General features: G+C 63.1%; 26 protein-coding genes. 13 read left to right on the top strand and 13 right to left on the bottom strand.

The features are described 5' to 3' along the window. Positions 1–91: 91 nt before the first annotated feature. From J5J83_RS08050 to J5J83_RS08040, 3 genes are read left to right on the top strand one after another with little or no spacing between them, the layout of a single operon-like run. Positions 92–1,864 carry an N-acetylglutaminylglutamine amidotransferase gene (locus tag J5J83_RS08050; RefSeq protein WP_212347628.1) on the top strand — a complete coding sequence of 591 codons (1,773 nt, stop codon included), beginning with the start codon at positions 92–94 and terminating at the stop codon, positions 1,862–1,864. 10 nt (positions 1,865–1,874) lie between these two features. Beyond that, a complete protein-coding gene (gene ngg / locus J5J83_RS08045; RefSeq protein ID WP_212347625.1) occupies positions 1,875–3,623 on the top strand; it encodes an N-acetylglutaminylglutamine synthetase in 1,749 nt (582 codons plus the stop codon). Next, a complete protein-coding gene (locus J5J83_RS08040) occupies positions 3,620–4,825 on the top strand; it encodes an osmoprotectant NAGGN system M42 family peptidase (RefSeq protein WP_212347622.1) in 1,206 nt (401 codons plus the stop codon). The genes ngg and J5J83_RS08040 overlap by 4 nt, the downstream gene beginning before the upstream one ends. Before the next feature lie 86 nt (positions 4,826–4,911). Here the strand turns inward: J5J83_RS08040 and J5J83_RS08035 are convergent, their stop codons facing one another. Beyond that, positions 4,912–5,343, bottom strand: a complete 432-nt coding sequence (locus J5J83_RS08035) for a hypothetical protein (RefSeq protein WP_212347619.1) — start codon at positions 5,341–5,343, stop codon at positions 4,912–4,914. A 251-nt stretch (positions 5,344–5,594) separates the two neighbouring features. On the opposite strand from J5J83_RS08035, the gene J5J83_RS08030 reads away from it, so the two are divergent. Beyond that, positions 5,595–6,545, top strand: a complete 951-nt coding sequence (locus J5J83_RS08030) for a DUF808 domain-containing protein (protein ID WP_212347616.1) — start codon at positions 5,595–5,597, stop codon at positions 6,543–6,545. Positions 6,546–6,774: 229 nt separating this feature from the next. Beyond that, positions 6,775–7,959 (top strand): HPP family protein, encoded by a 1,185-nt coding sequence (locus tag J5J83_RS08025; RefSeq protein WP_212347613.1) that lies wholly within the window; start codon positions 6,775–6,777, stop codon positions 7,957–7,959. A 36-nt stretch (positions 7,960–7,995) separates the two neighbouring features. Here J5J83_RS08025 and J5J83_RS08020 read toward each other — a convergent pair whose 3' ends face one another. After that, positions 7,996–8,457 (bottom strand): Rrf2 family transcriptional regulator, encoded by a 462-nt coding sequence (locus J5J83_RS08020; RefSeq protein WP_212347610.1) that lies wholly within the window; start codon positions 8,455–8,457, stop codon positions 7,996–7,998. A 128-nt stretch (positions 8,458–8,585) separates the two neighbouring features. Between J5J83_RS08020 and ccoG the strand changes: the two genes are divergently transcribed. The 7 genes from ccoG to speE all read left to right on the top strand — a co-directional run bounded on the left by ccoG (position 8,586) and on the right by speE (position 13,873). Then, positions 8,586–9,992 (top strand): cytochrome c oxidase accessory protein CcoG, encoded by a 1,407-nt coding sequence (ccoG, locus tag J5J83_RS08015; RefSeq protein WP_212347607.1) that lies wholly within the window; start codon positions 8,586–8,588, stop codon positions 9,990–9,992. Between the two features lie 79 nt (positions 9,993–10,071). After that, the gene (locus tag J5J83_RS08010) at positions 10,072–10,722 is read left to right on the top strand and encodes a DUF2238 domain-containing protein (RefSeq protein WP_212347604.1); all 651 of its coding nucleotides are present in this window, start codon (positions 10,072–10,074) and stop codon (positions 10,720–10,722) included. A gap of 7 nt (positions 10,723–10,729) precedes the next feature. Next, complete coding sequence (locus tag J5J83_RS08005; protein ID WP_212347600.1) at positions 10,730–11,362, top strand: ACP phosphodiesterase; 633 nt, start codon at positions 10,730–10,732, stop codon at positions 11,360–11,362. A 67-nt stretch (positions 11,363–11,429) separates the two neighbouring features. Next, the gene (locus tag J5J83_RS08000; protein WP_212347598.1) at positions 11,430–11,810 is read left to right on the top strand and encodes an antitoxin Xre/MbcA/ParS toxin-binding domain-containing protein; all 381 of its coding nucleotides are present in this window, start codon (positions 11,430–11,432) and stop codon (positions 11,808–11,810) included. Continuing rightward, a complete protein-coding gene (locus J5J83_RS07995) occupies positions 11,770–12,516 on the top strand; it encodes an RES family NAD+ phosphorylase (RefSeq protein WP_212347595.1) in 747 nt (248 codons plus the stop codon). Before J5J83_RS08000 ends, J5J83_RS07995 begins: the two co-directional genes overlap by 41 nt. Positions 12,517–12,592: 76 nt before the next feature. Further along, positions 12,593–12,982 (top strand): S-adenosylmethionine decarboxylase, encoded by a 390-nt coding sequence (locus J5J83_RS07990; protein WP_212347591.1) that lies wholly within the window; start codon positions 12,593–12,595, stop codon positions 12,980–12,982. Positions 12,983–12,985: 3 nt separating this feature from the next. Continuing rightward, a complete protein-coding gene (gene speE, locus J5J83_RS07985) occupies positions 12,986–13,873 on the top strand; it encodes a polyamine aminopropyltransferase (RefSeq protein WP_212347588.1) in 888 nt (295 codons plus the stop codon). A gap of 64 nt (positions 13,874–13,937) precedes the next feature. Here the strand turns inward: speE and J5J83_RS07980 are convergent, their stop codons facing one another. The 9 genes from J5J83_RS07980 to J5J83_RS07940 form a co-directional block, all read right to left on the bottom strand. Continuing rightward, positions 13,938–14,147 (bottom strand): hypothetical protein, encoded by a 210-nt coding sequence (locus J5J83_RS07980; RefSeq protein WP_212347585.1) that lies wholly within the window; start codon positions 14,145–14,147, stop codon positions 13,938–13,940. Between the two features lie 16 nt (positions 14,148–14,163). Next, a complete protein-coding gene (locus tag J5J83_RS07975; RefSeq protein ID WP_212347582.1) occupies positions 14,164–14,844 on the bottom strand; it encodes a YoaK family protein in 681 nt (226 codons plus the stop codon). After that, positions 14,841–15,281, bottom strand: a complete 441-nt coding sequence (locus tag J5J83_RS07970) for a DoxX family protein (protein ID WP_249115653.1) — start codon at positions 15,279–15,281, stop codon at positions 14,841–14,843. The genes J5J83_RS07975 and J5J83_RS07970 overlap by 4 nt, the downstream gene beginning before the upstream one ends. 39 nt (positions 15,282–15,320) lie before the next feature. After that, positions 15,321–17,183, bottom strand: coding sequence for an amidohydrolase (locus J5J83_RS07965; RefSeq protein ID WP_212347578.1), 1,863 nt, complete (start codon positions 17,181–17,183; stop codon positions 15,321–15,323). Positions 17,184–17,196: 13 nt separating this feature from the next. Further along, entirely contained in the window at positions 17,197–17,772 is a 576-nt protein-coding gene (locus tag J5J83_RS07960) for an antibiotic biosynthesis monooxygenase (RefSeq protein ID WP_212347573.1), read from the bottom strand. Between the two features lie 90 nt (positions 17,773–17,862). Next, positions 17,863–18,537 (bottom strand): hydrolase, encoded by a 675-nt coding sequence (locus J5J83_RS07955; RefSeq protein WP_212347571.1) that lies wholly within the window; start codon positions 18,535–18,537, stop codon positions 17,863–17,865. A 179-nt stretch (positions 18,538–18,716) separates the two neighbouring features. Further along, complete coding sequence (locus J5J83_RS07950) at positions 18,717–19,325, bottom strand: isochorismatase family protein (RefSeq protein ID WP_212347569.1); 609 nt, start codon at positions 19,323–19,325, stop codon at positions 18,717–18,719. Positions 19,326–19,483: 158 nt separating this feature from the next. Further along, positions 19,484–20,137, bottom strand: a complete 654-nt coding sequence (locus J5J83_RS07945) for a response regulator transcription factor (RefSeq protein WP_212347568.1) — start codon at positions 20,135–20,137, stop codon at positions 19,484–19,486. A 14-nt stretch (positions 20,138–20,151) separates the two neighbouring features. Next, a complete protein-coding gene (locus tag J5J83_RS07940; protein ID WP_212347567.1) occupies positions 20,152–22,554 on the bottom strand; it encodes a PAS domain S-box protein in 2,403 nt (800 codons plus the stop codon). 377 nt (positions 22,555–22,931) lie between these two features. Here J5J83_RS07940 and J5J83_RS07935 point away from each other — a divergent pair, with 377 nt between their 5' ends. After that, on the top strand, positions 22,932–24,308 hold the full coding sequence (locus J5J83_RS07935) for an HD-GYP domain-containing protein (RefSeq protein ID WP_212347566.1): 1,377 nt from the start codon (positions 22,932–22,934) through the stop codon (positions 24,306–24,308). Between the two features lie 42 nt (positions 24,309–24,350). On the opposite strand, the gene cobO is transcribed toward J5J83_RS07935, so the two are convergent. Both cobO and J5J83_RS07925 read right to left on the bottom strand, forming a co-directional pair. After that, complete coding sequence (gene cobO, locus J5J83_RS07930; RefSeq protein WP_212347562.1) at positions 24,351–24,962, bottom strand: cob(I)yrinic acid a,c-diamide adenosyltransferase; 612 nt, start codon at positions 24,960–24,962, stop codon at positions 24,351–24,353. A gap of 79 nt (positions 24,963–25,041) precedes the next feature. Then, complete coding sequence (locus J5J83_RS07925; protein ID WP_212347560.1) at positions 25,042–26,160, bottom strand: NAD(P)/FAD-dependent oxidoreductase; 1,119 nt, start codon at positions 26,158–26,160, stop codon at positions 25,042–25,044. Positions 26,161–26,433: the final 273 nt, after the last annotated feature.

Here is a 26,433-nt window from a genome sequence, read left to right as displayed (position 1 = left end):
TTGACGTCGTTTCGATGCAAAATGGATTGCTGAATATTTGCACAAAACAAATTTGCTAGAATATAGGTGCGATCGATGTCAAGGATGGCTTATGTGTGGGATTGCAGGTGAAGTGAGATTCGATGGGCAGGTGCCCGATCTGGGTGCGATGGCGCGGATGAACGAGTGTCAGCGGCAGCGCGGTCCCGACAATGGTGGCGTGTTTGCGCAGGGTGCGCAGGCTTGGGGCCACCGGCGACTGAAAATCATGGATCTCTCCGAATCGGCCCAGCAACCCATGGTCGACCCAGAACTGGGACTCGGCATCGTCTTCAATGGCGCGGTCTACAACCACCCCGAGTTGCGGCGGGAACTCGAGGCCATGGGTTACCGGTTCTTCTCCCATGGCGACACCGAGGTGTTGTTGAAGGCCTATCACGCCTGGGGGGAAGACTTCGTTCAGCACCTCAATGGCATGTTCGCGTTCGCGATCTGGGAACGGGATAGCGGCAAGGTGGTGCTCGGGCGCGACCGCCTCGGCATCAAGCCGCTGTATTACGCCGAGGTCGCGGGCGGCTTTCGCTTCGCGTCGACCTTGCCCGCGCTGGTGGCTGCAGGCGGGGTCGATACCAGCGTCGACCCTGCCGCACTGAATTTCTACCTGTCGTTTCACGCCGTGGTCCCGGCACCGCACACGCTGTTTACCGGGGTACGCAAGCTGCCGCCGGGCTCGCTGATGACGATTGCCGCCGATGGACAACGCACCGAGCGCAGTTTCTGGTCCCTGTCCTATCCGCAGAATGCTGCGGACGAGAACCGCAGCTTCGAGGAATGGACCGACATGCTGCTCGAAGGCTTGCGCGCTGCAGTCCGGCGTCGCCTGGTGGCGGACGTGCCGGTCGGCGCGCTGCTGTCCGGCGGTGTCGACTCGAGCCTGATCGTGGGGCTGATGTCCGAGGCCGGGGTGCAGAATCTGCGCACCTACAATGTCGGCTTCGAAGACGTGGGTGGCGAGAAGGGAAACGAGTTCGAGTACGCCGACATCGTCGCACGTGAATTCGGCACGCGGCACGAGCGTATCTTCGTCCCCGAGGCCGAACTGCTCACCCGTCTGCCCGAGGCCGTGGCAGCCATGAGCGAGCCGATGGTGAGTCATGATTGCATCGGTTTCTATCTGTTGTCCGAGGCCGTGTCGCGCCACAGCAAGGTGGTGCAGAGCGGGCAGGGCGCAGATGAAGTGTTCGGTGGCTACCACTGGTACCCCAAGGTCGCGGACAGCGCCGACCCGGTGGCCGATTACCTGCAGGCTTTCCGTGATCGGGATTTCGACGAGTACAGCCGGGTCGTGAGCGCACCCTATCAGGGCGTGGATTGCAGTGGTGCCTTCGTGGCGGCCAGCTTCAACACGCCGGGCGCCGCAGACCCGGTCGACAAGGCGCTGCGCCTCGACACCACCATCATGCTGGTCGATGATCCGGTGAAGCGGGTGGATAACATGACGATGGCCTTCGGACTGGAGGCGCGGGTGCCGTTTCTTGATCACGAACTCGTCGAACTGGCCGCGCGCATCCCCGCCCGCCACAAGCTTTCGCATGGTGGCAAGGGCGTGCTCAAGGAGGCCGCGCGCAAGGTGATTCCCGCTGCCGTCATCGACCGGCCGAAGGGCTATTTCCCGGTGCCCGCGCTCAAGTATCTGCAGGGATCGGTGCTCGAGCGCGTGCGTGACGCCCTGTCGAGTCGGGCGGCCCGTGAGCGTGGGCTGTTCCGCAAGGACTATGTCGACATGTTGCTCGCCGATCCGATGGCGCATATCACGCCGCTGCGCGGTTCCAAACTCTGGCAGCTCGGCTTGCTGGAGTGGTGGCTGCAGACCCATGTGTCCTGAGGGTGTAGTCATGATCCGAAGAGAACTTGCACGTGCGCGTCGCGCGGGAAATCAGCCGCTTCATCTTCCCGCACGTCAGCCCGAGGCTGCGGCGATGCCGGAAAACGTCGTTGTCGAGTGCGGCTGGGGACGCTGGTTGCCGGCGCAGACCTGGCGCGATCCGGCCGCACTTGCAACCGCGCTGTTGCAGGAGCGTCCCGGGCAACGCGATATCGCCTTCTACGTGGAGAAGCCCCAGGTGGTGGTGGCGTCGGCGCCGCAACAGCTTTTCCTTGACCCCTCGGATGCGTTCCGTCTGCACCTGAGCGCTTATCGAACACAGCGTGCAGCGCGGCGTGGGTTCAATCTGCGTCGCTTGCGCACGCGGGCCGATGTTGCTGCGGTCAACGCGCTTTACCGGACACGCCGCATGGTACCGGTGGACCCACAGCGGGTGTGGCGCGAACGCGCAAACCGGACCGTGACCTACGCGCTGGCAGAGGACTGCAGCACGGGCGAGGTGATCGGTGTGGCAATGGGGCTGGATCATGTCGAGGCCTTCGGCGATCCGCAGCATGGTTCCAGCCTGTGGGCGCTTGCCGTGGCGCCGCAGGCCACCCATCCGGGGGTTGGCGAGGCGCTGGTGCGCTATCTGGCAGAACACTACCTTGCCCGTGGACGGGCCTGGATGGATGTGTCCGTGCTGCACGACAACCAGCAGGCCATTGCGCTGTACAACAAGCTCGGATTCCAGCGTATTCCGGCATTCGCGCTGAAGCGTCGCAATGCGATCAACGAGGCGCTGTTTACCGGTCCTTCCGAAGGCCTGGATGGACTCAATCCCTATGCCCGGCTGATCGTGGATGAGGCGGTGAGACGTGGCATTCATGCTGACGTGATCGACGCCGAGGCCGGCTATTTTCGTCTCACCCTGGGCGGGCGCAGCATCGTCTGCCGCGAGTCGCTCTCCGAGCTGACGTCGGCGGTGGCGATGAGCCGCTGCCAGGACAAGCGCGTGACGCTGAAATTGCTGGCTGCAGCCGGACTGGCGGTGCCCGCGCAGATCGACGCGGACGATGCCGCAGCGCGCCAGGCCTTTCTGTCCGCTCACGCAGCCGTGGTGGTCAAACCGGTCGAGGGCGAGCAGGGCAAGGGTATCAGCGTCAATCTCTCCAGCGCTGACGAAGTGGCTGCCGCGATCGAACGCGCGCACGCCTTCTGCGAACATGTCGTCGTGGAGCAGTACTGCGAGGGCGAGGATCTGCGCATCGTCGTCATCGACTTTCGCGTTGTTGCCGCTGCCGTGCGTCGGCCGCCGGTCGTGGTCGGCGACGGTGTGAGTACGGTGCGTGCGTTGATCGAAAAACAGAGCCGCCGCCGCGCTGCGGCCACCGGCGGCGAGTCGCGCATTCCCATTGATGATGAAACCGGGCGCTGTGTGCGCACACAGGGGTGGACGCTCGATTCCGTGCTGCCTGCGGACACTCGGCTGCGGGTGCGCAATACCGCCAATCTGCATACCGGCGGCACCATTCACGACGTCACGGCTGAGTTGCATCCGACCCTGCGCGCATCGGCGGAAAAGGCCGCCCGCGTGCTGGACATCCCGGTGACCGGGCTCGATTTCCTGGTGCCGGTGGTGGATGGGCCGGATTACGTGATCATCGAAGCGAACGAACGCCCGGGGCTGGCAAACCATGAGCCGCAACCAACGGCCGAGCGTTTCGTGGACATGTTGTTCCCGCGCAGTCGTGCGATTTCAGGAGACCCTCAAGCATGAAAAAGAAGATGCCGAAGATCGACTACGACTATCTCGAGGAAACCATGCTGCAACTGCTGGCGATTCCCAGTCCGGTCGGGTTGACGGATGCGGTGGTGCGTTACGCCGCCAGTCGCCTCGAAGCACTCGACATTCCCTACGAGCTCACCCGCCGTGGCGCAATCCGAGCCACCTTGCGCGGCCGCGAGGCGCAACCGGCGCGCGCCATCGTGGCGCATCTGGACACCCTCGGTGGCATGGTACGCAGTCTCAAAGCCAATGGCCGGCTGGAAATCACGCCGATCGGACACTGGTCTTCACGCTTTTCCGAGGGCTCGCGGCTGACCATCTATACCGATGACGGAAACGTGCGCGGAACCTGCCTGCCCCTGAAGACCTCCGGCCATGCCTTTGGTGGCGAAATCGACTCCCAGCCGGTCGGGTGGGAGCATGTCGAGGTCAGGGTTGACCTGCCGGTGACCGACCGTGCGGGGCTGGAGCAGGCGGGCATCAATGTCGGCGACTGGATCGCCTTCGATCCCGAGCCCGAACTGCTACCCAACGGCTATATCAATTCGCGCTATCTCGACGACAAGGCTGCGGTGGCAGCACTGCTCACCGCGTGCAAGGCCGTCCGCGATCATCGCCTGCAGTTGCCCGTCGACGTCTATCCGCTGCTCACGATCACCGAAGAGGTAGGTTCCGGGGCGTCCGCAGCGCTGCATGGCGAGATTGCGGAAATGCTCAGCCTTGATATCGCCATCGCGGCGCCTGGACAGAACACGTCGGAACATGCTGCCACCATATGCATGCAGGACATGTCGGGCCCGTTCGACTACCACCTGACGCACAAACTGATCAGTCTCGCCAAGGAGCATGGCATTGCGCACCGTCGGGATGTCTTTCGCTACTATCGGTCCGATTCGGCTGCGGCCGTGGAGGCCGGCAACGATATCCGGACCGCGCTCATCGGTTTCGGCGCGGACGCCTCGCATGGACAGGAGCGCACCCATCGCGATGCGCTCGAGGCGCTTACCCAGTTGGTGATTGCCTACATGACCAGCGAACCGGTAGCACGTCGCGACAGTCACTCGATGGGGTCGCTGGAGGGCTTTACCGAGCAGTTGCGGCCGCAGGACATGGTCTATCCGTCGTCGCCCTTGCCGACACCTGAAGAGTTTCTCGAAGGGACGTGTTCGGATACGCCCTCAGAGCGTTTGTGAGCGCGAGGGCGATTGATGATGGGGCCGGTATGTTGGTGTAAACGGCCGGGTTGCAACCGGCTGGATTGATCGGGTGGCCGGGTCAGTCAGATGCGTCGCGCGGTGAACATGTCAGCGCCACGCGGAGCAACCTGATGCCACTCGAACTGGCCGCGCTTGCATGACGCGGGAGCTTGCCCGTCTTCCTCACAATGCTCCTCACAAGGGCTCAGGCAGTTCTGCCGATTCAGGCACAGGCAGAAATGCCCGCGGGGGAATGTCCGGATCGTCGGGTCGGGGGCGCAAATGTCGAAGTCATCGATATGCACCATGCTCAGGAAGCGCTCGACTGCCCGGCGCCCGCGGAAGGTCGTCAGCTTGCCGTCGCTGGCACACAATCTGCGCCCATCCATTGAAACCGCAAAGCACTGGTCGTCTTCCGGACCGACGGGGTGCACGCAAATGCGCATTGCCTCACGTCGCCATTCAGGTGCGATCGCCAGTTCGAGCCAGGTCGCCACGCGTCCAATATTTTCCATTTTATGGTCTCCTCCATTTTCCCACTCCATACAGGCAGGATAGAAGATGGATCACGGAAATTCCACGTTAATGCCATTGGAGTAAATTGAGGCCTGTGGCAGAAGGTTCTTGCTCAGAGCCCATATGTTCGGATCGTTGCGGTAAGGGATACACTCCTCTCCGCCACCGCCGCGATCTCGCCAGGTTCTGGAATTGAGCGTACGCAGGGCCCTCACGTGGCGGCATTCACCAATCATGACGGATAAGAACCATGGCCGGAGCCAGTCTGCTTGCCCTGTTGGACGATATTGCTACCATCCTCGACGACGTCGCAGTGATGACCAAGGTCGCGGCGAAGAAGACTGCTGGCGTGCTTGGCGACGATCTTGCACTCAATGCGGAGCAGGTTTCCGGCGTGCGTGCGGAGCGCGAACTGCCGGTGGTGTGGGCGGTCTGCCTGGGTTCGCTCAGGAACAAGGTCGTGCTGGTTCCGGCTGCGCTGGCGATCAGTGCCTTCGTGCCGTGGCTGATCACGCCCTTGTTGATGGTGGGCGGTCTTTACCTTTGTTTCGAGGGCGTGGAAAAGCTGGCGCACCGATTCCTGCACCGCGAGGCCGACGAGGCGGTTCGACATGTCCGGCAGTTGGCGGCCGTGGCCGACGACACGGTGGACCTGGCCGCTTTCGAGGCCGACAAGATCAAGGGCGCGATCCGTACCGATTTCGTGCTGTCGGCCGAGATCATCGTCATTGCGCTGGGCACGGTGGCGGACAAGCCGCTGGCAAGCCAGCTGGCGGTGCTGTCGGCCATCGGCGTGGTCATGACCTTGGGCGTCTATGGTCTGGTGGCCGGGATCGTCAAGATGGATGATGTTGGGCAACATCTGCTCGACAAGGCGAACGCGTTCGGGCGTGCCGTGGGGCGGGGGCTGTTGCTTGCCGCGCCGAGGCTGATGAAAGCACTGACCGTCGTTGGTACCGCGGCCATGTTCATGGTCGGCGGCGGCATTCTCACGCACGGTGTGCCGGTACTGCATCACGGAATCGAGCTTGCGGCCGCCGTTGTGGCCGGGGTGCAGGTGGTCGGCAGCGTGCTCGGCGTATTGACGCCGCTGGCGCTGGATGTCGTTGTCGGAATCCTTGCGGGTGCGGTGGTGCTGGTAGCCGTGACCCTGGTGGGCAAGGTGCGTGCGGCGTTCGCCGCGAGGGCCCGGGGCGCATGAAGCGTCATGCAGCTACGGTGTGAATCGCGGTATGCGCCGTTTGCGCTTGCCTGGCTTGCTTGATCAGGGTCATTCCATGTGTGGGCGCCGGCAGGTCTAATCGCGAGCATCATATCGTCTGCCTGCGACATCATCATATGCGTTCCCTTGACGTTCTTGTCGGGTTCTCCCGTGAGCTGAATTGCATCCTGTTCATCGACTGTTCGCGCGGCGCGCAGAGGTGGTCCCGATGAGGGATCGGCTGCGGGCGCTGTGTTCGCGCTTGTCGACGCGGATGGCGGGCTTCCTGCCCGACCAGCAGCATGTCAATGGTCAGGAGCGTTTGCGGGCGGGCTTCGGTGCGCTGCTTGGAATACTTGCCACGGCGCTGATTGGTCACCTGTTTGCCGCCGATGGCGCAGGTCCCTGGATCATTGCCCCGATGGGGGCTTCGGCGGTGCTGCTGTTCGCCGTGCCCGCCAGCCCGCTGGCGCAACCCTGGGCGATGCTGGGCGGAAACGTGCTGGCCGCGGCGATCGGCGTGACCTGTGCGCGTGGCTTTCCGGCACCGATGCTTGCGGCTGCAGTGGCGGTGTCATTTTCGATTGGCGTGATGTTCGCGCTGCGTTGCATTCATCCGCCGGCCGGTGCGGTTGCGCTGACTGCGGTCGTCGGCGGCCCGGGTGTCGAGTCGCTGGGATATGGCTTCGTGATCTACCCGGTGCTGGTGAACTCGCTGTGTCTGCTGGCGCTGGCCGTGACCTACAACCGCGCAACCGGGCGGCACTATCCACAACGCAAGGCGGTGATCGCCGCAACCGAACCTGTGGGGCATGCACCGCTCATGCGGGCGGGTTTGGCCGAAGCGGATCTGGATGCGGTGCTGGACGAGTACAACCAGGTGCTCGACATCAGCCGCGACGATTTGCGGGACCTCTTTCTGCGGGCTGAAGCGCATGCCTACCAGCGCCGCTTCGGCACCGTGAGGTGCGGCGATGTGATGGCGCGCGAGGTGCTTTCGGTGGAGTACGGCACCTTGCTCGAGGAGGCGTGGGAGATCATGCGCCGGCATCGGATCAAGGCCTTGCCGGTCGTGGATCGGGCGCGGCGGGTGGTTGGCATCATGACCCGCGCCGACCTGATGCGACGCGCCGATCTGGGCGCCTATCGCGGTTTTGACGATCGGCTGCGGCAGTTCATTCGCCGCAGCGGCCGCACGCACAGCCGCAAGGCCGAGGTGGTCGGTCAGGTCATGAGTGCGCCTGCGCAGACGGCGGGTGAATTGACCCCGGTGGTCGAGGTGATTGCGCTGTTGGGCGGGGCAGGCCATAGCCACATTCCGATCGTCGACGACGAGGGGCGTCTGATCGGAATCATTACGCCTCGGGATCTGATTACCGCCCTGTATCAGGGGCGGCTTGCCGCGCCAGGGTGACCATGTCCGATCGCATGGGCCGCGAATGATGCCAGACTACTCGTCGCCTTCCGTCGTGTGCCGGGACGGGACCATGCGGACCAGGGCTCTCGTGTCGAGCGGTGGGCGCAGCGTGTCGGCCAGGGTGTAGCGGTCCACAACGCGCAACATGGCGGCCATGGCTTCGCCCAGGATAGGCTTGAGCTGACAGCCGGCTTCGATCTGACAGTGCGAATCGGTGGTGAAGCACTCGACCAGGGAGAAGTCGGTTTCGGTCTGGCGCAATACCTCTCCAAGCACGATCCGGTGCGGGGGGCGCGCCAGGCGCATGCCACCACCCTTGCCACGCAGGGTTTCGATGAAGCCGCCGCGCCCCAGTTGATGCACGACCTTGGTCAGGTGGTTCTCGGAGATGCCGTGAATTCGCGCAATCTCGGCGATCGTGACAAGGCGATCCGTATTCGCGCCGAGGAGCATCAGCACGCGAAGTGAGTAATCGGAAAAAGCGCTGAGACGCATATGGGTTTGAAGGTGTATCCAATATGTTGATTATGAACCGCTGCGCTGTTAGGCTGAACATATATTAAAAATACACCTTAATGTCGGCACCCAGACCGGCTCATCGCAACCCCAACGGCCACCGATCCATGTCCGACTCGCGCAAGCCTCAGACCGTCATTCCGATTCAGCCGCTTTTTGCATCCGACCCCAAGGTCTATCCTCGCTCGATACGCGGTGTCTTTCAGCGTTGGCGCTGGGTGTTCGCCTGGCTCACCCAGATCGTGTTCTACGGTCTGTGCTGGCTGCCCTGGAACGGTCGTCAAGCGGTGCTGTTCGATCTCGATGCACGGCGCTTCTACGTTTTCGATTTCGTGCTGTGGCCGCAGGACATCATCTATCTTGCGGTGCTGCTCGTCCTGTCGGCGCTGGCATTGTTTCTCTTCACCACGGTGGCAGGGCGATTGTGGTGCGGCTATACCTGTCCGCAGACGGTCTATACCGAGCTATTCCTGTGGATCGAACACCACATCGAAGGCGACCGCCCGCAGCGCATGAAGCTCGATGCGGCGCCGTGGTCTGCGCGCAAGCTTGGACTCAAGGTGGCAAAGCATGGGGCATGGCTGGTGCTGGCGCTGTGGACAGGCTTCACCTTCGTGGGCTACTTCACCCCGATTCGCGAACTCGCCAGCGCAATGCTGAACTTGTCGCTCAGTGGCTGGGAAACCTTCTGGGTGCTGTTCTACGGTGCTGCCACTTATGGCAACGCCGGCTTCATGCGCGAACAGATGTGCAAGTACATCTGCCCTTATGCGCAGTTCCAGTTTGTCATGTTCGACCCCGACACGCTGATCGTTGCTTACGATGAAAAGCGGGGCGAACCGCGTGGCGGGCGGTCGAAGAAGGTGGTGCCGGCTGAGAAGGGATTGGGAGACTGCATCGATTGCAGCATCTGCGTCCAGGTGTGTCCGACCGGAATCGACATCCGCGACGGACTGCAACTGGAATGTATCGGTTGCGCGGCCTGCATCGATGCATGTGATCAGGTCATGGACAGGATGAACTATCCGCGAGGGCTGATCCGCTACTCCACCGAGAACGCGCTCAAGAACCGGTCGTCGCGGGCCACGATCATCAAGCGCAGTATGCGCCCACGTGTGCTGATCTACTCGGTGGTGTTCCTTTCCTTGCTTGCGGTCACGGTATGGACGCTCGCCATGCGGGTGCCGGTCAAGCTCGATATCGAACGCGATCGTGCGGCGCTCGCGACCGAGACCACCGAGGGATCGATCGAAAACGCATTCCAACTGCAGGTGATCAACGCCAGCGAACAGCCGCGGCTTTTTGCCGTCACCGTGGCGGGCATCGACAGCATCCATCTGTCGGCACCACTCGAGCTGGTCGTTCCCGCGGCGGCGTCAGCGTCGGCGACAGCCAGGGTTCGTGTCGAGCCCGGTGCGCTGCACGGCGGATCGCATCCGATTCGCTTTACTGTGGTGGATGTCGACCGGCCCGAAATATCGGTGACCGAAGATGCGAGGTTCTGGATGCCCTGATTTTTGGCATCATGTTGCGCTGTGCAATGGCGACGTCCTTCCGTCAGGCTTGAACGATGCAGCGTAGCGAGGTGGAGCAATGAACCGGGCCGCAAGTGTGGTGACGTCGCGCGAGTTGCGACTGTTGGGGGCGGCAGTGCTGATTTGCCTGTTCCTGGTCGTCTCCGGCGTGTCACCCTACGATCGCGCGACGTGGTTGATGGAAGTAGCGCCCGTCATCATTGTCTTGCCGGTGCTGGTGCTCAGCTACCGCAAGCACCCGCTCACCTCGCTTCTATACGGCTTGATTTTTGTCCATGCGGTGATTCTGATCGTGGGCGGCACCTATACATACGCGCGTGTGCCGTTCGGCTTCTGGCTGCAGGACCTGCTGTCGAGTGCACGCAATCCCTATGACAAGGTTGGCCATTTTGCGCAGGGGCTGGTGCCGGCGCTGGCGGCACGCGAGATTCTTCTGGCCGGCGCTTACGTCAATGGGCGACGGATGGCGGGTTTTCTGTCTATCTGCGTAGCCATGGCCATCAGTGCCTGGTATGAGCTCGTCGAATGGGGGGCTGCGCTGGCGATGGGGCAGGGTGCGGACGAATTCCTCGGCACCCAGGGCGATCAGTGGGATACCCAGTCCGACATGTTCATGGCTTTTCTCGGTGCGCTGGTGACGGTGTTGCTGCTGTCGCATTGGCACGACCGGGAGCTCGGACGAAGGCCGCGAACACGACACTCAGGGTGACTGGCGGATGAATTTCCTTGCGCACCTGCAATTGGCCCACGTCAGCGGCACCTCGCCGCTGGGCAACCTGCTGGGTGATTTCGTCAAGGGGCCGTTGCCGGACGACCTGCCGCCTGCGCTGGCGCTGGGTATTCGCCTGCATCGCCGGGTCGATGCCTTTACCGATGCGCACCCCGAACATCGTGCAGCCGTGCGCTGCTTTGCGCCGCCATGGCGCCGCTATGGCGGCGTGCTGGTGGATATGCTCTACGACCACTGGCTGGCAAGGCACTGGTCGGCCTTCAATGATCAGGCGCTGCAGGCGTTTCTCGCGGACAACTATGCCCAGTTGCTGTCGTGCACACCGGCGCATCCCGCATTACCCGACGGCCTGCCCTTGCCCTTGCGCCGGATGGCGGAGCAGGACTGGCTGTCCACCTATTGCAGTGTCGAGGGGCTGCGTCATGCGCTCGACGGCATCGGCAGGAGATTGCGCCGACCCCTCGCACTCGGTGCCAGCCTCGATACGCTCGATCCGGCGCAATGGGCGGCGATGGAGGCCGGGTTTCTTCGCTTCTATCCCGCGCTGGTGGCGTTCGTGACGGAGGGCGGTCTTGAGTACGCAGACGATGCTGGCGCCGGGCGGTTTCGATCGTCCTGAGTCGGATGTCCATTGATTTCCATGGAAAAATGATTGTGCTATTCTTTCAGTAGAAAGGAGGTGCTCAATGGCATTGGTTTCTCCCCAGTCCGCAGTCAAGCCTGAAGCCGCGTTCGTATTGAGCAAGGCGGTGGCGCGCGCGGCCGAGCGGCTGGAGGTATCCCGTGCCTTGCTCGCGCGCGTGCTCGGTGTCAGCCCGGCGACGGTGACGCGAATCTACAGCGGGGACTATCTGCTCGATCAAGGGCGCAAGGAGTGGGAATTCGCCGTGCTGTTCGTGCGCGCATTTCGGGCGCTCGACTCCATCGTCGGCAACGAGGTCAGCGCGCGCGCATGGCTCAAGAGCGAGAACCGCGCGCTTAACGGGCGCCCGATTGAACTCATACGCAGTACCGAGGGGCTGGTCCGTGTCGTTCAGTACCTGGACGCCTCGCGCGGTCTCGTCTGAGGCGCGTGCCTGGCGTGGCACTGCGTGGCGCATCGTGGAGGCGCAGCATGTCGCGTCCACGATGAAGATCGTTGACAGCCGGGACGAGCAGGATGTGCTCGAAGCCTTGCTCGAGGATGGCAAGCCCGCACTGCCCCGCCAGGCCGAAACGCTGGATTATCTGCTTGCTGCGCCGTTTCGTTACCCCACCCGGCGCGGCGGTTCACGCTTTCGCGCCGCCACCGATCCCGGCGTGTTCTACGGTGCGGCCGGCGTGCGCACCGCCTGCGCCGAACTCGGCTACTGGCGCTGGCGCTTTCTGATGGATGCGGTCGATCTGCAGCGGCTGGACCCGCTGGCACACACCGCATTCCGTGCGCAGATGGCGACGTCGGCCGTCGACCTGCGTGCGGCGCCCTTCGATCGCGATGTCGAGCGCTGGGGCCATCCGTCAGACTACGCGGGCACACAGGCGTTTGCCCGCGTGGCGCGCGATGCCGGCGTCGGCGCGATTATCTACCGTTCGGTGCGAGACCCCGATCCGGCGTGGTGCGTCGCGCTGCTTTCGATCGATGGCTTCTCGCGGCCTTCGCCCTATGGTGCCAGCCAGACCTGGTGGCTGATGGTTGCGCCGGAGGCCGTTGTCTGGCGGCGCGATCAAGCGTCCTTTACCTTCGACACGGCCGCCTGGCAGACAGGTTTCACATCGCCACACGTCATTGAGTAATATTTGCAGAAATGTTTGACAAAACATGCATGCTAGAATGTCGGGCTTGTTTCAACCCGGACGTTCTATTCTGTCAATGAATGGTCTTCATCTGATTGCCGATCTGTATCGCTGTGCCGATGCGGGAAAACTCATGTGTGAATGCGCCGAACTCGAAGCGCTGTGCGTTGGCGAATGTCGCGCCGCCGGCCTGACACCGCTGGGTGCATACTTCTACCAGTTCGTGGACGAGGTTTCGGGAGACGCTGCGGGCGTGACCGGTACCGTGGTGCTGGCCGAATCCCATCTGGCCATCCACACCTGGCCGGAGAGTGGCGATGTGACCCTCGATGTGTATGTGTGCAATTTCTCGCGCGACAACAGCGATCGTGCCCGACGGGTGTTCGAGCGCGTGATTGCAGCAATGGGGCCGGAGGATCGCGTGGATCATGAGGTCGTTCGTGGTCGCTTGCCTGCTGAGGTCTGATCGATGAGCGATGCCGGACTGCCTGAAGCCGAGGGGCTGATTTTCGAGGAGCTCAACGACGATGCCGGATACTTCTACCGTGGCGGGCGCCTGATCGAGCGCGGTCAATCCGAGTTTCAGGCGTACGAGGTGTGGGACACGCCGCAGTTCGGTCGCCTGTTCCGGCTCGATGGCTGTTTCATGACCTCAGAGGCTGACGAGTTCTACTATCACGAGAACATGATCCATGTGCCGGCCATGGCTCATCCCGGGCCGCGCAGTGCGCTGATCATCGGCGGTGGCGACGGTGGTTCGGCCGACGAGCTGTTCAAGTACCCGGGCATGGAGCGGGTCGTGCTCGCCGAGCTCGATCCAAAAGTCATCGATATCGCGCGCCACCACCTGCAGTCGGTACATCATGGCGCGCTCGACGATCCGCGGCTGGATATCCGTATCGGTGACGGCCTGCGCTATGTCATGGAAGATGGCCCCGCCGCCGGCGAATCGTTCGACCTCATCGTGCTCGACCTGACCGACCCGGTCGGCCCCGCCGAGGCCCTCTACGCGGAAGACTTCCTGCGCGCCTGCTCGGCGATGCTGAACCCGGGCGGTGCGCTCAGCCTGCATATCGGCTCTCCGGTGTTCCAGCCCGCGCGCGTGCGCGATCTGGTGTCCAGACTGCGTCGGGTGTTTGCCGTAGTCAGGCCCTATTTTCTCTACATCCCGCTGTACGGCAGCCTGTGGGGGCTGGCCACCGCGTCGGCCACGCTCGACCCGCTGTCGGTGGACGCCGCTGAGATCGATCGACGCATTGCCGAGCGTGGCATCGGCAACTTGCAGCATTACAACGGTGATGTGCACTGGGCCCAGTTCGTGTTGCCCAATCATTTGCGTCGCTTGCTTGGCGGGTAGATGTGTGCTTGGCGAAACACCGGGACGCGCCGTCGTGCCTCGGATGTTCGGCCCGCAGTACGCTTCAGTTCATCGTGCGCTTGGGCGTTGACGTGCCGCAGTGAATGTGGGCAGCGTCGGTCATCCCGTCCAGGTTGAGGAAGCTGACCTTCCGCGCCAGCGTGTGCAATGCGTCGTCGTACACGATGATGTTTGGCGTGCCGTTGCCCGCGTTTGCCTTCTGGCGCCACCTCTGCTTGTGGACGCATGCGATTTGAGCCGGGGCGATATCCATGGATCGGGGGAGCGCGTCAGGGCGGCGTTCTCACGTCGGCGTCGGCACAAAGGCAGGTGGTGAGGGCGATGAGAACGGGTACGGCAAAACACCACATACCAAATTCCGCGTAGATGAGTGCTGCTGCACCGCAGCCTAGCGCGAATGCGCCGAGGCTTTTTGACATGCGCATCAGCCGCGCCCTTGTCTCGGTGGCCTGGGCGGAATGAGCGCCGCGTACGAGGTCGGCAAGGTCGATCATGATCTGGGTGGTGGTGCCGGTCATCAGGGTCGATGGTGGCGCGCTCGGGAGATGGATCCGGTGTACCGCGTTCTGTACTGCCATGCCGCAGATCAGGGTCATGCCAGTGATTAGTCCGGCGATATGATCTGCATCTTCGAATGGACCCAGTACAATTGCGAGCGCGCAGCCGGCGGTCAGCAGGAGGAATTGGAGCACCAGCAGCGGACGGACCTGGGTGTGCCCCCTGGCGGCGAGCGTGTCACCGAGCATGCGCACCAGCATTACCACGATGCAGAATACCGGCAGCGCCATTAGCTTGCCCACCGTCCCCGAGGTGCCAAGGGCGAGCGCCGCGCCGAGTGTGACGAAGTTGCCCGTAACATGGGCAGTGAATAGACCGTGCAGCGCAAGGAAGCCTGCCGTGTCGACGTACCCTCCGTTGGCACTCAGAAGGACCGGAAGGCTGGGTTTCATGGCGGCGTTCCGTTGTCGGGCTGGGCGTGCCCTGTGATCGTGGTCCGTTCTTTGAGGTCGTGCCATGCCACGAGCAGAAATCCGCCGACCAGACCGAGGTGTTCGAAGAAGGCATTCGTGGCCATGAACCGTTCGGGCGGGGCCATCGTCCAGAAGGGGTTGGCAATGAAGGTCGCGAACACGGTGAATGTTGCCAGCGCGAGCGCACCTGCCCAGCGCAGTAGACCACCCAGGATCATTGCCGAGGCGCCCAGTTCCAGAACAACGGTCATCGCTGCGAGGGGCGTGGCGGGGCTCAGCCCAAAATGCTGCATCTCGGCCACTGCACCAGCAAAGTCGCTCGCCTTGGCGAATCCGCCCTGCAGGTAGGCTGCACACAGGCCGAGAAGGGCAATCCAGCGGAGGGCGGGCGTCGCGAAGCGTTCGATGCCCAGCATCGGGCCGGTGGGTGGTGCCTTGGTGAAGGTTCTCATCGCTCACAGCGCCCAGCAACTGCAGCCGAATATGCCCCAGAACGACGCCTCGTCAGCCACCGCCAGACCCGCCTTCCAGGCTTTGGCGTGTGCGTGACCGTGCACACCGCAGGCGCTGGTGCACGTGCAGGCGGCAGCCATGCGGGCAGTCGTTTGCTGTGGTGGTTCGACACGCTGGTAGTAGCCACCAAACTGGCGTACCGGCGACCAGTCGGGCATGGGAGGCGGCAGCTCCGGGGCGAGCGGACGATATTCTCCGTCGCCATGCACAACCTTGCCGCCGAGTACCGTCAACACCGAGGTGATGCCCTGGATTTCGTCTTCAGGCACCGCGAAGTAGTCCTTGGACAGGACCGCCAGATCCGCATACTGGCCGGCCTTGATCTGTCCCTTCTTGCCTTCCTCGTTGGAGAACCAGGTGTTGGCCTCGGTCCACAGACGCAGCGCGGTCTCCCGATCGAGCAGATGGCGGCGCGGATAGAGCGACAGCCCCCCCAGGGTGCGCCCGGAAACCAGCCAGGACAGCGAGACCCAAGGGTTGTAGGAGGCGACCCGCGTCGCGTCGGTGCCGGCGCCCACCTTGACGCCCATATCGAGCATGCGCTTGACCGGGGGCGAGGCCTCGGCCTTTTGCGCACCGTAGCGTTCGACGAAATATTCGCCCTGATACATCATCCGGTGCTGCACGGCGATGCCGCCCCCCAGGGCGGCGACCCGGTCGATGTTGCGTCCGGAGATGGTCTCGGCATGGTCGAAGAACCAGTGCAGGCCGTCGAAGGGAATGTCGCGATTGACCTTTTCGAACACGTCGAGCGCGCGCGAGATGGTCTCGTCGTAAGTGGCATGCAGCCGCCACGGCCAGCGTTTCTCGGCCAGCAGGCGGATGACGCCGTCGAGATCCTCTTCCATGTTCGGTGGCATCTCGGGACGCTCGACCCGGAAGTCCTCGAAGTCGGTGGCGCTGTAGACCAGCATTTCGCCGGCCCCGTTGTGGCGATAGAGGGCATCTCCCTGGCCGGGGCTGACCTGGTCGGCCCAGGACCTGAAATCGGCGATTTCCTCTTTCGGCTTCTGGGTGAAGAGGTTGTAGGCGAGGCGCACCGTGAGCAGGCCTTCCGCATGCAGTTCTTCGATGATGCGGTAATCCTCGGGGTAGTTCTGGAAGCCGCCGCCCGCGTCGATGACACCGGTGACCCCAAGGCGGTTCACTTCACGCATGAAGTGGCGGGTGGAGTTCTTCTGATAATCCTCCGGCAGCTTTGGGCCCTTGGCGAGGGTGGCGTAGAGAATCATCGCGTTGGGCCGGGCCAGCAGCAGGCCGTTGGGCATGCCCTGGGCGTCGCGCACGATCTCGCCGCCCGGCGGGTTGGGTGTGTCCTTCGTATAGCCTACTGCACGTAGCGCCGCACCGTTGAGCAGGGCCCGGTCGTAGAGGTGGAGAATGAATACCGGCGTGTCCGGCGCAGCGGCATTCAGTTCGTCGAGGGTGGGCAGGCGCTTCTCCGCGAACTGGTGTTCGGTGAATCCGCCGACCACGCGCACCCACTGGGGTGCTGGCGTGCGGGCCACCTGAGCCTTGAGCATGGCCATGGCCTCGGAGAGCGAGGGCACGCCGTCCCAGCGCAACTCCATGTTGTAGTTGAGACCACCACGAATGATGTGCATGTGGCTGTCGATGAGGCCGGGAATCACCCGGCGGCCTTTCAGGTCGATGATCCGGGTATGCGGTGCGCGTTCGGCCATGACCTCCGCGTCGTCACCGACCGCGGTGAATTGGCCGTCTGCAATGGCGACCGCACTGGCCTGGGGGCGCTGCGCATCGACGGTATGTATCCGTCCGTTGTGCAGAATCATGTCGGCGGGCATTGGGGAACTCCTTTCATGAGGTCGTCGGGAACTTGTTGTCGGGCGCTTCTCTTGGTCGCGGGACGGCCTGCAGCCATGGCCGCGCGAGGCGGACGAGGAGCGGCATGGCGCCCCAGGTCAGGATGACCACGATGCCTGCGGCAACGCAGCCGGCAAACAGAAAGCCGGGCAGGTGTGTACCCAGCAGCGGGAACAGCGCGGCAGGCACGATGAAGCTGACCGGCCACACTGCGAGCCAGGTGAGCAGCGCCATCTTCCAGCGTGGTGGGGGGCGACCGGGTTCGCGGAACCAGGCCTCCATGCCATCGAGCGCCCGATACTCGGGTTCGTCTTCGGTCATGTCCCGAGCACGTTCGTCCCACGCCGCGAACAGGGGCGATGCGTAGAAGGCATCCCGTTCCTTCTCATCGCGAAAGGTTCTGAGAATGCCGAATTCGCGGGAGCCGGAACCGGCGGGTGTTATCAGCAGGCTGGCACCGAGCACACCTCCATGAGCGAAGGAGGTCTGCAGAAACTGGCGCAGTTCTTCCTCGAATTGTGCCTCCAGTCCTGGGCGGACCCGGCGGGTAATGGCGACGCTAACGGTCATGACAGTGCTTCCATCCGATCCGCCCCCGTGCCGCCGGTCGATGCCGGCGAGGAGGCGGGTGTGGCGATGTGCGTTCGAGCAAGCGTTGGGTCAGTGGTTGCTCGGCGGAACGACCTGGGGTTCCATGGCTGATTGGGGTGCTTTGTGTACCATGGTGTAGGCATATTCCACGCCCGAACCGTAGGCGCCGGCGTGCTGCTTGAGGATGCCCATGAGCGCATCGTAGTGTTCCCGGTTTTTCCAGTCGCGCTGGAATTCGAGCAGGGCGCCGATGGTGGTCAGCCGCACCGCGCCGGCCTGCACCATGCGCGACAGGGCCGCTTCGTGGGCCGCTGTGGACGTGGCACCGCAGCAGTCTTCGACCACGTAGATGTTGTAGCCGGCGCCGAGCATCTCGATGGTCGGCCAGGTGATGCAGACCTCGGTCCACAGGCCGGTCATGATGATGTTCTTGCGTCCGGTGGCCTCGATCGCCTGACGGAAACCGGCGTCGTCCCAGGAGTTCATCGACGAACGCTCGACCACCTTTTGGCCGGGGAAGACGTCGAGCAGTTGCGGCCACACGTAGCCGCTGAAGGATTCGGTCTCCACCGCGGTGAGCACGCTGGGCACACCGAACTCCTTGGCGACCTTGGCCATCAGGACGACGTTGTTCATCAGCGTGGCACGGTCGATGTTGGCGACGCCGAAGGTCATCTGTGGCTGGTGGTCGATGAAGACGATGGCGGTATCGTCCGGGGTGTAGAGCTTGTGATAGGGGTTCATGGATTTCTCCTGTTAGGGTGGGGGGCTGCGTTCATGCTCGAGATTGAGCACGGGTTTCGATCTTCCGCAGTGGCTTGTCGATGCCACGAGAAGTCTCGGTAATCAGGTCTGCGGTGTCGGCGTCGCCCAGTGCTACCCTGCGCTCGGGGTAATGATGGTGCTCATTGGTCGGACGTCCGCTAAGAAGGTCGTTTGGAGGGGTGGTGTACATGCAGGCGGCGAACGATGTCGTCGCCGTTCGACGATGCGGGCGTGCTGCACGCCAGTTCAAGCATGAGTTGAAACGCGGTGATTGCGACGCCGCCTGCCTGGGCGATGCGGCGAAGGGCGTTGTCGTGGGCCCGGAGCGTGGTGCCGTGCGAGGCGTCGTCGATGGCATACACGCCGTAGCCGTCGTCGAGCATTTGCATCGCGGGAAAAACGAGACAGGCTTCACTCAGTAGCGCCGCGACGACAAAATTCTGCCGGCCCATGCGGCCCGCGGCGTCGACGAATGCTGGATCCTGCCATGCATTCATCCGTGTGCGCAGGATGGGTTGATCGTGGGGAAACAGATCGAGCAGCTCGGGTGCAATACGGCCATCGAAGCCGTGGCCCGACAGGGCGGAGATGATCACCGGGAGGTTGTTCAGACGCGCGGCGACGGCGAGCGTCTCCAGCGCGGTGAGCAAAGCGTGGGTCGCCGCGCGGGGCATGCCGGCGAGGATCCACGACTGGTGATCGATGAGCACGAGGGCGCAGTTGGTCGGTGTCAGTAGCCCCCTATCCGTTGAAAGCATACTCATCATGCTCAGTCCCTGCACTTGAATGCCATGGCCGTGAGCATGCGCGCACGGACACGTACGCGTCATCGATCAGGAGGGTGAAATGCTGAACAGCCCGATGGGTGACTGCCGTCTCGTCCTTTTGGACGAGGCGGCTCAAGAGGTGGGCTGCAGGCGGGTGCTCAGTGAGTCAGAAGGCCGCGGCGGGTCGCCACGGCAATGGCCTCGGTACGGCTGAGTACGTTGAGCTTGTTGAAGATGCTGCGCAGGTGCGACTTGACGGTACTCTGGCTGATGTAAAGCTGGTTGCCGATCTCTTTGTTGCTGCGCCCCTCGGCGAGCAGGCGCAGGACCTCGAGTTCGCGACCGGTCAGTGCTTCGGTGCTGATGCCCGCGGCGAGCTTGTTGACGAGGGCGGGCGGGATGACCGTCTCGCCGGCGTCGACCCGCCGGATGGCGGCGAGCAGTTCTTCGCGTGGCGAATCCTTGAGCAGGAAACCGTGCGCGCCGGCGCGGATCGCGCGTGCGATGTCGGTGTCGGTGTCGAACGTGGTGAGCATGAGAATGCGCGCCGAGGGATCGAGCTGCCGAATGGCTTCGATCGCGTCTACTCCGTCCATTTCCGGCATGCGGATGTCGAGCACAGCGACGTCGGGTCGATGGACGCGCCATTGCTCGGCGGCCTCCCGGCCATTGGCCGCCTGCGCCACGACGCGCATGTCCGGTTGTCGATCGATGATCGCAGCCAGGCCCTCGAGTACGGTCACGTGGTCATCTGCGACCAGCACGTGGATCCGCGGTTCGGGCTGTTGTTGGGTCGGGTCGATGGTGTTCATGTGCGTGTCGCGTGTTAGCCGGCGATGGCGGAAATGGATAGTGTGATCGCAAGTTCGCTGCCTGCGCCAGGTGTGCTGTTGATTTGCATCTGACCGCCCATTTCCTCGACGCGTTCGGCGATGCCCTGCAGGCCGAAACCGTCGTGCCGGCGAACGGGTATGAAGCCCGTGCCGTTGTCACGGATATGCAGCTGGATTTTTGCCGGTCCGAAAGCCAGTTCCACCGATACATGTGTTGCCGAAGCATGGCGGACGGCGTTGGTCATCGCTTCCTGGCCGATGCGCAGGATGTTCTCCTCCCAGCGCGAGGCCAGCGGTACGGGCTGCCCCGCCACCGTGAGTTCGAAACGCGTTCCTGTTTCCCGTGTCAATTGTCGGGCGAGCTGGCGGAGCGCCTCGCACAGATCCTGATCCTCCAGCGCCTGTGGGCGTAGGGCATGCACTGCACGTCGGGCCTCATGAAGACTTTCGCGGGCCAGCTCGCGGGCGCGTGCGGCATGCCCTTCGGCCTCTGTCAGCAGTCCTCTGGCGTACGCATCGGCAGTGGCCTCGAGTTGCACGATGATGCCGGTCAGGCCTTGTGCGATGGTGTCGTGAAGGTCGCGCGCGATGCGGTTGCGCTCGGCCATGACCGTTGACTGGCGTGCCTGCCCCATCAGTTTTACGAGCTGGATGGCGAGCATGCAGTGATTGGCCAGCGCCTGTGCGAGCGCAATGTCTTCCGGTCGACAGTCCGGTGTACGCATGAAACGGATGCCAATTACGCCGGAAACCTGGTCGGCCATCAGCATCGGTACGACCAGAATGCTGACGACGCCGTGTTCGAGCACATGCTGCCGCCAGGGAAAATCCTCTCCTTCACGTATGTCCGCGAGCAGGAAGGCGGACCGGGTGCGAAACACCTCGGGCCAGGGCCAGACGGCCTCTACGGGCAGTGAGGGACTGATTGCGGCGAGCCCGCCGTCGTCACGAGTCTTGAAGAGGCCGTGCTCGAGGGCGAAGGCGAAAGACATCAAACCATCGTCCCCATGCAACCAAACACTGCAGCTACAGGCATCCAGTTGCCCGATCAGGGCCCGCAGAGCGTGTTCGATTACTCGCTCGGGATCGGCCTCGCTGGCGAGCACGTTCAGCGCGCTGGTCAACGCACGTGCCTGCCCGCGTGCGACTTTCTCCGAAGCGAGCGCACTCTCTAGCAAGTGCTTACGTTCGCTGACATCTCTAAGGATGACGGTGAAGATCTTTTCGTCACCGAGTTCGAGCCTTGAGATTGATGCTTCTGCAGGAAATATGCTGCCATCCTTTCGTCGCCCGAAGACTTCCCGACGTCGTGCCATCGGGCGTGAGATATCGGCATTGACCGAGAACTCCGCGATGTGCGTGTGGTGTGCATCTGCCGTGTTGGCTGGGAGCAGAATGTCGAGCGTTTGGCCAAGCACGTCGGCGCTTGCATGGCCGAAAGTCTTCACCGCCCCCTGGTTGAATAGCAGAATGCGTTGCTCGGAGTCGATGGAAATGATGGCATCCTCCGCAATGTCGAGAATGCCCTCGAAGCGGGCTTGTGTGCGCAACAAGGCAGCCTCGGCGCATTTTCGGCTGGAAACGTCCATGACTGCGCCAACGACCAGGGTGTCGCCTTCGACCGTGCGGGTCGTATCCGCAAGCAGGTGAAGATGCCGGATCGAACCGTCGGGCATGCTCAGGCGATGCTCGAGATCGATGTGGGCCGCACCTGAGCGGACGCGGCCGAGCGCATCCGTCACCATCTGCGCATCGTCTGGATGAATCCGCTCGAATACATGCTTCAGGGTCGGCGTGATATCGGGCGCGAAGCCAAGGATGCAATAGGTTTCGCGTGACCAGTAGAGCGCATCGGTGCGCACATTCCAACCGAAACTGCCGGTGCGGCTAAGTGCCTGCGCCTGCGCAAGATAGGCCTCGCTCCCACGCAGTGCCTCTTCGGCGGCCTTTCGATCCTCGATATCGGTATGGGTGCCGCACCATTCCACGATATGCCCGGCTACATCCTGCACCGGATTGACCCGCATCATGAACCATCGATAGCTGCCGTCGCGGCCGCGGAAACGCGCTTCCGCTTCGCCTGCCTTCCCGGATGCCAATATGTCGTGCCACTTGCGCATATAGTCTGAGGCGTCGTCAGCATGGATGACGTCGAGCCATCCCCGTCCAGTGGCCATCGAGGTGGGCCGTCCGACATACTCGAGACAGCGCGCATTCTGGAATACGGTGTGGCCGGCGCCGTCGGTGCACCAGACCTGCACAGGTATGAATTCGAGAATGCCGCGTAATCGTGCCTCGGCCGCGCGGCTTTCGGCCAACGCCGATTCAAGTGTGGCAATGCGGGTTTCCGCGTCCGGTACGCCTGGGACGGTGTCAAGTCTTGATTCGGTCGTCACGGATCTGGAGCCTCGAGTGCGCTGTTCGTCGTCTGGGTAAAGTACTGCATGAAATCATTATCACTTTCCGTGGATGATCACAGGTGCAGGAGCCGGTAACACGGGGTTCGACCATTCAATTCAAGCACAGCCGTCCGCTATTCTCGAATTCGCATTCAATGGCTCGACGCCGAGCCTTGCAACCCGAGTCGGTGTCGAACGCCTCGCGAAGCCGTCGTGACCCTTGATGAAAGCGACCTCGTACTGCAAAGTGAGCCGCTCAAGCTCAAGCTGATACACGCGGAACGCCTTGTCCGACGCGACGTGGGGCGTTTCAGCGGGCGTGACCGGTTTCCGGTGCCGAACGAATGGAGTGCGAGTATTTCCCTGATATGCCAATGACGCGCCTTTCCCTGGTGTCGGCCGCTTCGTGCCCGACCGCAGAACTGAAGCTTTCCGAACTGATTTCGGCGCTCAGTCATGCACTGGATATCACCGAAGGACAACCTGCAGGCCATTGTGTGCGCTGCTGCTGGATCGGCATGCAGGTCGGCCGCAAGATCGGATTGGACGACGATGCGCTGTGGGAGCTCTATTACACGCTGCTGCTCAAGGATCTCGGTTGCAGCAGCAACGCCGCGCGCATCTGCGAGCTGTATCTGACCGACGACCTTTCCTTCAAGCGCGACTTCAAGACGGTTGGCGACAGTTTGCCCCAAGTGCTCAATTTCGTGCTCAGGCATACCGGCCTCAAGGCTGGTCTCGCCGAGCGTTTTCGCAGCGTGTTGACGATCATGCGCGATGGCAGCGACATTGCACGGGAGCTGATCGCCACGCGCTGCCAGCGCGGTGCCGAGATTGCCCGTCTGCTGCGTTTTCCCGAGGGCGTTGCGCACGGTATCTACAGCCTCGACGAACATTTCAACGGACAGGGAAAGCCGGCAGGCCTGGCGGGGGAGGACATACCGCTGTTTTCCCGTATCGCGCTGCTGGCCCAGGTCATCGATGTGTTTCATACCGCAAGTGGTGCATCCGCAGCGCTGGAGGAGATTCGCTCGCGCTCGGGTCGCTGGTTCGATCCGGCGCTGGTGCAGGCCTTCGAGGCCGTGGCGACTGGCGGTGCATTCTGGACCACGCTGGCTTCACAGGAGGTTGGTCAGGCCGTATTGGCGCAGGAACCGGCATCGCATGTTGTCGAACTGGACGACGACTACCTCGACGACATCGCCGCGGCCTTTGGACAGGTGGTCGACTCGAAGAGCCCCTACACCAGCGGACACAGCGCACGTGTTGCGCTGTATACCGACATGGTCGCGGAGGTGCTTGGCCTGCCGCCCGAACGGCGGCGATGGCTCAAGCGCGGCGCGTTGTTGCACGATGTCGGCAAGCTCGGCGTCAGCAACAGCGTGCTCGACAAGCCGGGAAAGCTCGACGAAGAGGAATGGGCGGCTGTCCGCGCGCACGCGATGTATACCGAGACCATCCTCTCCCGCATCGGCGCCTTTTCCGAACTCGCGCGGGTGTCGGCCGCACACCACGAAAGGCTGGACGGCAAGGGCTATCCACGCGGATTGATGGCAGAGGACATCTGCCTGGAAACCCGCATCATCACAACCGCAGACATTTTCGATGCGATTACCGCCGAGCGCCCCTATCGCGGCGCGGTGCCGATCCCGAAGACGCTCGAGATCATGGCCGGCACCATTGGCACGGCGATCGATTCACGGTGCTTTGCCGCGCTCCGGCAGGCGTTGGAGCGATTACCGGGGACGTGATCCGCAAGCCGATCCCGCCGCACATGATGTTACGAGCGTGCATCAGAAATCGATGCCGGCCTGTGCCTTCACGCCGGCCTTGAACGCATGTTTGTGATCGGCGATCTCGCTGACGGTGTCGGCGAGGTCAACGAGTTCGGGCCTGGCGGCGCGACCGGTGACGATCACCGTTTGCATGGGCGGACGCGCGCGAATCGTGCGCACAACCTCTTCGGTATCGAGATAGTTGTACTTCAGCATGTAGGTGAGTTCATCGAGCAGCACCAGATCGATGGACGGATCGCACAGCATCTGCGCGGCATTCGACCAGGCTTCGTCGGCGGCGCGCTTGTCGGCGTCCCAGTCCTGAGTGTTCCAGGTAAAGCCTGTCGCCATCGCATGATAGGGCAGGTCGGCACCGGCCGCGCACTGCTGCAGAAAGGTGACTTCGCCCGTGGGCTGGGTGCCCTTGATGAACTGAACAATGCCGGGGTGCTGACCATGACCGAGCGCGCGATACAGGGTGCCGAAGGCCGACGTGGTCTTGCCCTTGCCGTTGCCGGTGATCAGGATGACGATGCCGCGCGTGTCCTGCGCGCGCTCGATGGCGGCATCGACAACCGCCTTCTTGCGCTGCATGCGTGCGTTGTGGTGCTGTTTCCTGTCGTTGTCCATTGTCTGTTCACGGAATGATGTGCTCCGCATCATATCGCGGGTAGGCCATCCGGCACATGATCGGCACTTGCGTCACCGATCAGTCTGAAGTGCTGCGGGCCAGTGCCGCCACGTGCGCACCGATGGCCATGGCCGCCGTCAACCCCGGTGATTCGATGCCGAAGAGCTGGATGAGTCCGGGTATGCCATGTTGCGCGGGACCGTCGATACGGAAGTCGGCGTCGGCTTCGCCGGGGCCGACGATCTTGGGGCGGACGCCGGCGTAGCCGGGTTCGAGCCGACCGTCTTCCAGCGCAGGCCACCAGCTGCGAATGGCCTGATAGAAGCGTTCGGCGCGTGCCGGATCGACGTGGTAATCGGGCGCGTCGATCCACTCGACGTCGGGGCCGAATTTTGCCTGACCGCCGAGGTCGAGGGTGAGATGCACGCCGAGCCCACCCGCCTCCGGGATGGGATAGATCAGATGCGAGAAGGGCGCGCGGCCGCGGTAGCCGAAGTACACGCCGCGGGCGTAGTGCGCCTGCGGAATCGACTCGCGTGGGACGCCGTCGATGTGCTGCGCGAGGCCAATGGCGTCGAGCCCGGCGGCATTGACCACGCACCGCGCGCGAAGCGCGCTTGCGGTGCCGCAGTCATCCTCGATATGCAGCACGATGCCGTCGGCCTCGATTCGCCCGCTGCGCACCGGGCTCGCCAATGCGAGCATGGCGCCGTGTTGTTCGGCATCGCCCAGCAGCGCGAGCATCAGACCGTGGCTGTCGACGATGCCGGTCGAGGGTGACAGCAGGGCGGCATGGGCATCGAGGGCGGGTTCGATGGCGCGGATGGCATCTCGGTCGAGCCAGCGCAGGTCGTGCACGCCGTTCAATTCGGCGCGCGCGCGGATCGTGTCGAGTGCCTCGACCTGCTGCGGCTGCGGCGCAACCAGCAGTTTGCCGCAGCGCTGGTGGCCGATGCCGCGATCGGCGCAATAACGGTAGAGCAGGTCGCGGCCGCTCACGCACAGGCGTGCCTTGAGCGATCCCGGCGTGTAGTAGAGCCCGGCGTGGATGACCTCGCTGTTGCGCGCGCTGATACCGCTGCCGAAGCTCGTTTCGCGCTCGATGATGATGACGTCGCGCCCGTCCTGAGCCAGCGCGCGCGCACAGGCCAGGCCCACCGCGCCCGCGCCGATGACGACACAGTCGATTGTCTCCATGTTTTCCGGTCTCCGATGCAATTTGTCTCCTCGCCCTTGGCGGCGAGTGTGTTCGTTGCGGCGATTTTTACCAGATCGGGACGGCTCGCTGTTCGTTGGACGTCGGGGCCGCGCAGCCGCCGATGCTTGAATGTTCCGGATTTCCGCACGCTTTCTCAGGCGAGATTCCGGATGTTCGGACAACTGGTACGACGCCAGACTGCCGGTTGGTGAAAAAATTCATATAAATCAGTTCTAAACGAGTTTCCTGCGTGTGTGTTCAGATGGCATGGC

The organism is Azoarcus sp. L1K30 (assembly GCF_018122735.1).
In the GTDB taxonomy this organism is placed as follows: Bacteria; Pseudomonadota; Gammaproteobacteria; order Burkholderiales; family Rhodocyclaceae; genus Parazoarcus.
Note: the sequence above shows the minus strand (reverse complement) of the source record. Positions and strands in the feature narration are given on the sequence as shown.

What these genes read in the sequence shown, in the direction of transcription:
- J5J83_RS08050 (WP_212347628.1), top strand. Translation starts at nt 92, where the DNA reads ATGTGTGGGATTGCAGGTGAAGTGAGATTCGATGGGCAGGTGCCCGAT.
- ngg (WP_212347625.1), top strand. Translation starts at nt 1,875, where the DNA reads ATGATCCGAAGAGAACTTGCACGTGCGCGTCGCGCGGGAAATCAGCCG.
- J5J83_RS08040 (WP_212347622.1), top strand. Translation starts at nt 3,620, where the DNA reads ATGAAAAAGAAGATGCCGAAGATCGACTACGACTATCTCGAGGAAACC.
- J5J83_RS08035 (WP_212347619.1), bottom strand. Translation starts at nt 5,343, where the DNA reads ATGGAAAATATTGGACGCGTGGCGACCTGGCTCGAACTGGCGATCGCA.
- J5J83_RS08030 (WP_212347616.1), top strand. Translation starts at nt 5,595, where the DNA reads ATGGCCGGAGCCAGTCTGCTTGCCCTGTTGGACGATATTGCTACCATC.
- J5J83_RS08025 (WP_212347613.1), top strand. Translation starts at nt 6,775, where the DNA reads ATGAGGGATCGGCTGCGGGCGCTGTGTTCGCGCTTGTCGACGCGGATG.
- J5J83_RS08020 (WP_212347610.1), bottom strand. Translation starts at nt 8,457, where the DNA reads ATGCGTCTCAGCGCTTTTTCCGATTACTCACTTCGCGTGCTGATGCTC.
- ccoG (WP_212347607.1), top strand. Translation starts at nt 8,586, where the DNA reads ATGTCCGACTCGCGCAAGCCTCAGACCGTCATTCCGATTCAGCCGCTT.
- J5J83_RS08010 (WP_212347604.1), top strand. Translation starts at nt 10,072, where the DNA reads ATGAACCGGGCCGCAAGTGTGGTGACGTCGCGCGAGTTGCGACTGTTG.
- J5J83_RS08005 (WP_212347600.1), top strand. Translation starts at nt 10,730, where the DNA reads ATGAATTTCCTTGCGCACCTGCAATTGGCCCACGTCAGCGGCACCTCG.
- J5J83_RS08000 (WP_212347598.1), top strand. Translation starts at nt 11,430, where the DNA reads ATGGCATTGGTTTCTCCCCAGTCCGCAGTCAAGCCTGAAGCCGCGTTC.
- J5J83_RS07990 (WP_212347591.1), top strand. Translation starts at nt 12,593, where the DNA reads ATGAATGGTCTTCATCTGATTGCCGATCTGTATCGCTGTGCCGATGCG.
- speE (WP_212347588.1), top strand. Translation starts at nt 12,986, where the DNA reads ATGAGCGATGCCGGACTGCCTGAAGCCGAGGGGCTGATTTTCGAGGAG.
- J5J83_RS07980 (WP_212347585.1), bottom strand. Translation starts at nt 14,147, where the DNA reads ATGGATATCGCCCCGGCTCAAATCGCATGCGTCCACAAGCAGAGGTGG.
- J5J83_RS07975 (WP_212347582.1), bottom strand. Translation starts at nt 14,844, where the DNA reads ATGAAACCCAGCCTTCCGGTCCTTCTGAGTGCCAACGGAGGGTACGTC.
- J5J83_RS07970 (WP_249115653.1), bottom strand. Translation starts at nt 15,281, where the DNA reads ATGCTGGGCATCGAACGCTTCGCGACGCCCGCCCTCCGCTGGATTGCC.
- J5J83_RS07965 (WP_212347578.1), bottom strand. Translation starts at nt 17,183, where the DNA reads ATGCCCGCCGACATGATTCTGCACAACGGACGGATACATACCGTCGAT.
- J5J83_RS07960 (WP_212347573.1), bottom strand. Translation starts at nt 17,772, where the DNA reads ATGACCGTTAGCGTCGCCATTACCCGCCGGGTCCGCCCAGGACTGGAG.
- J5J83_RS07955 (WP_212347571.1), bottom strand. Translation starts at nt 18,537, where the DNA reads ATGAACCCCTATCACAAGCTCTACACCCCGGACGATACCGCCATCGTC.
- J5J83_RS07950 (WP_212347569.1), bottom strand. Translation starts at nt 19,325, where the DNA reads ATGATGAGTATGCTTTCAACGGATAGGGGGCTACTGACACCGACCAAC.
- J5J83_RS07945 (WP_212347568.1), bottom strand. Translation starts at nt 20,137, where the DNA reads ATGAACACCATCGACCCGACCCAACAACAGCCCGAACCGCGGATCCAC.
- J5J83_RS07935 (WP_212347566.1), top strand. Translation starts at nt 22,932, where the DNA reads ATGACGCGCCTTTCCCTGGTGTCGGCCGCTTCGTGCCCGACCGCAGAA.
- cobO (WP_212347562.1), bottom strand. Translation starts at nt 24,962, where the DNA reads ATGGACAACGACAGGAAACAGCACCACAACGCACGCATGCAGCGCAAG.
- J5J83_RS07925 (WP_212347560.1), bottom strand. Translation starts at nt 26,160, where the DNA reads ATGGAGACAATCGACTGTGTCGTCATCGGCGCGGGCGCGGTGGGCCTG.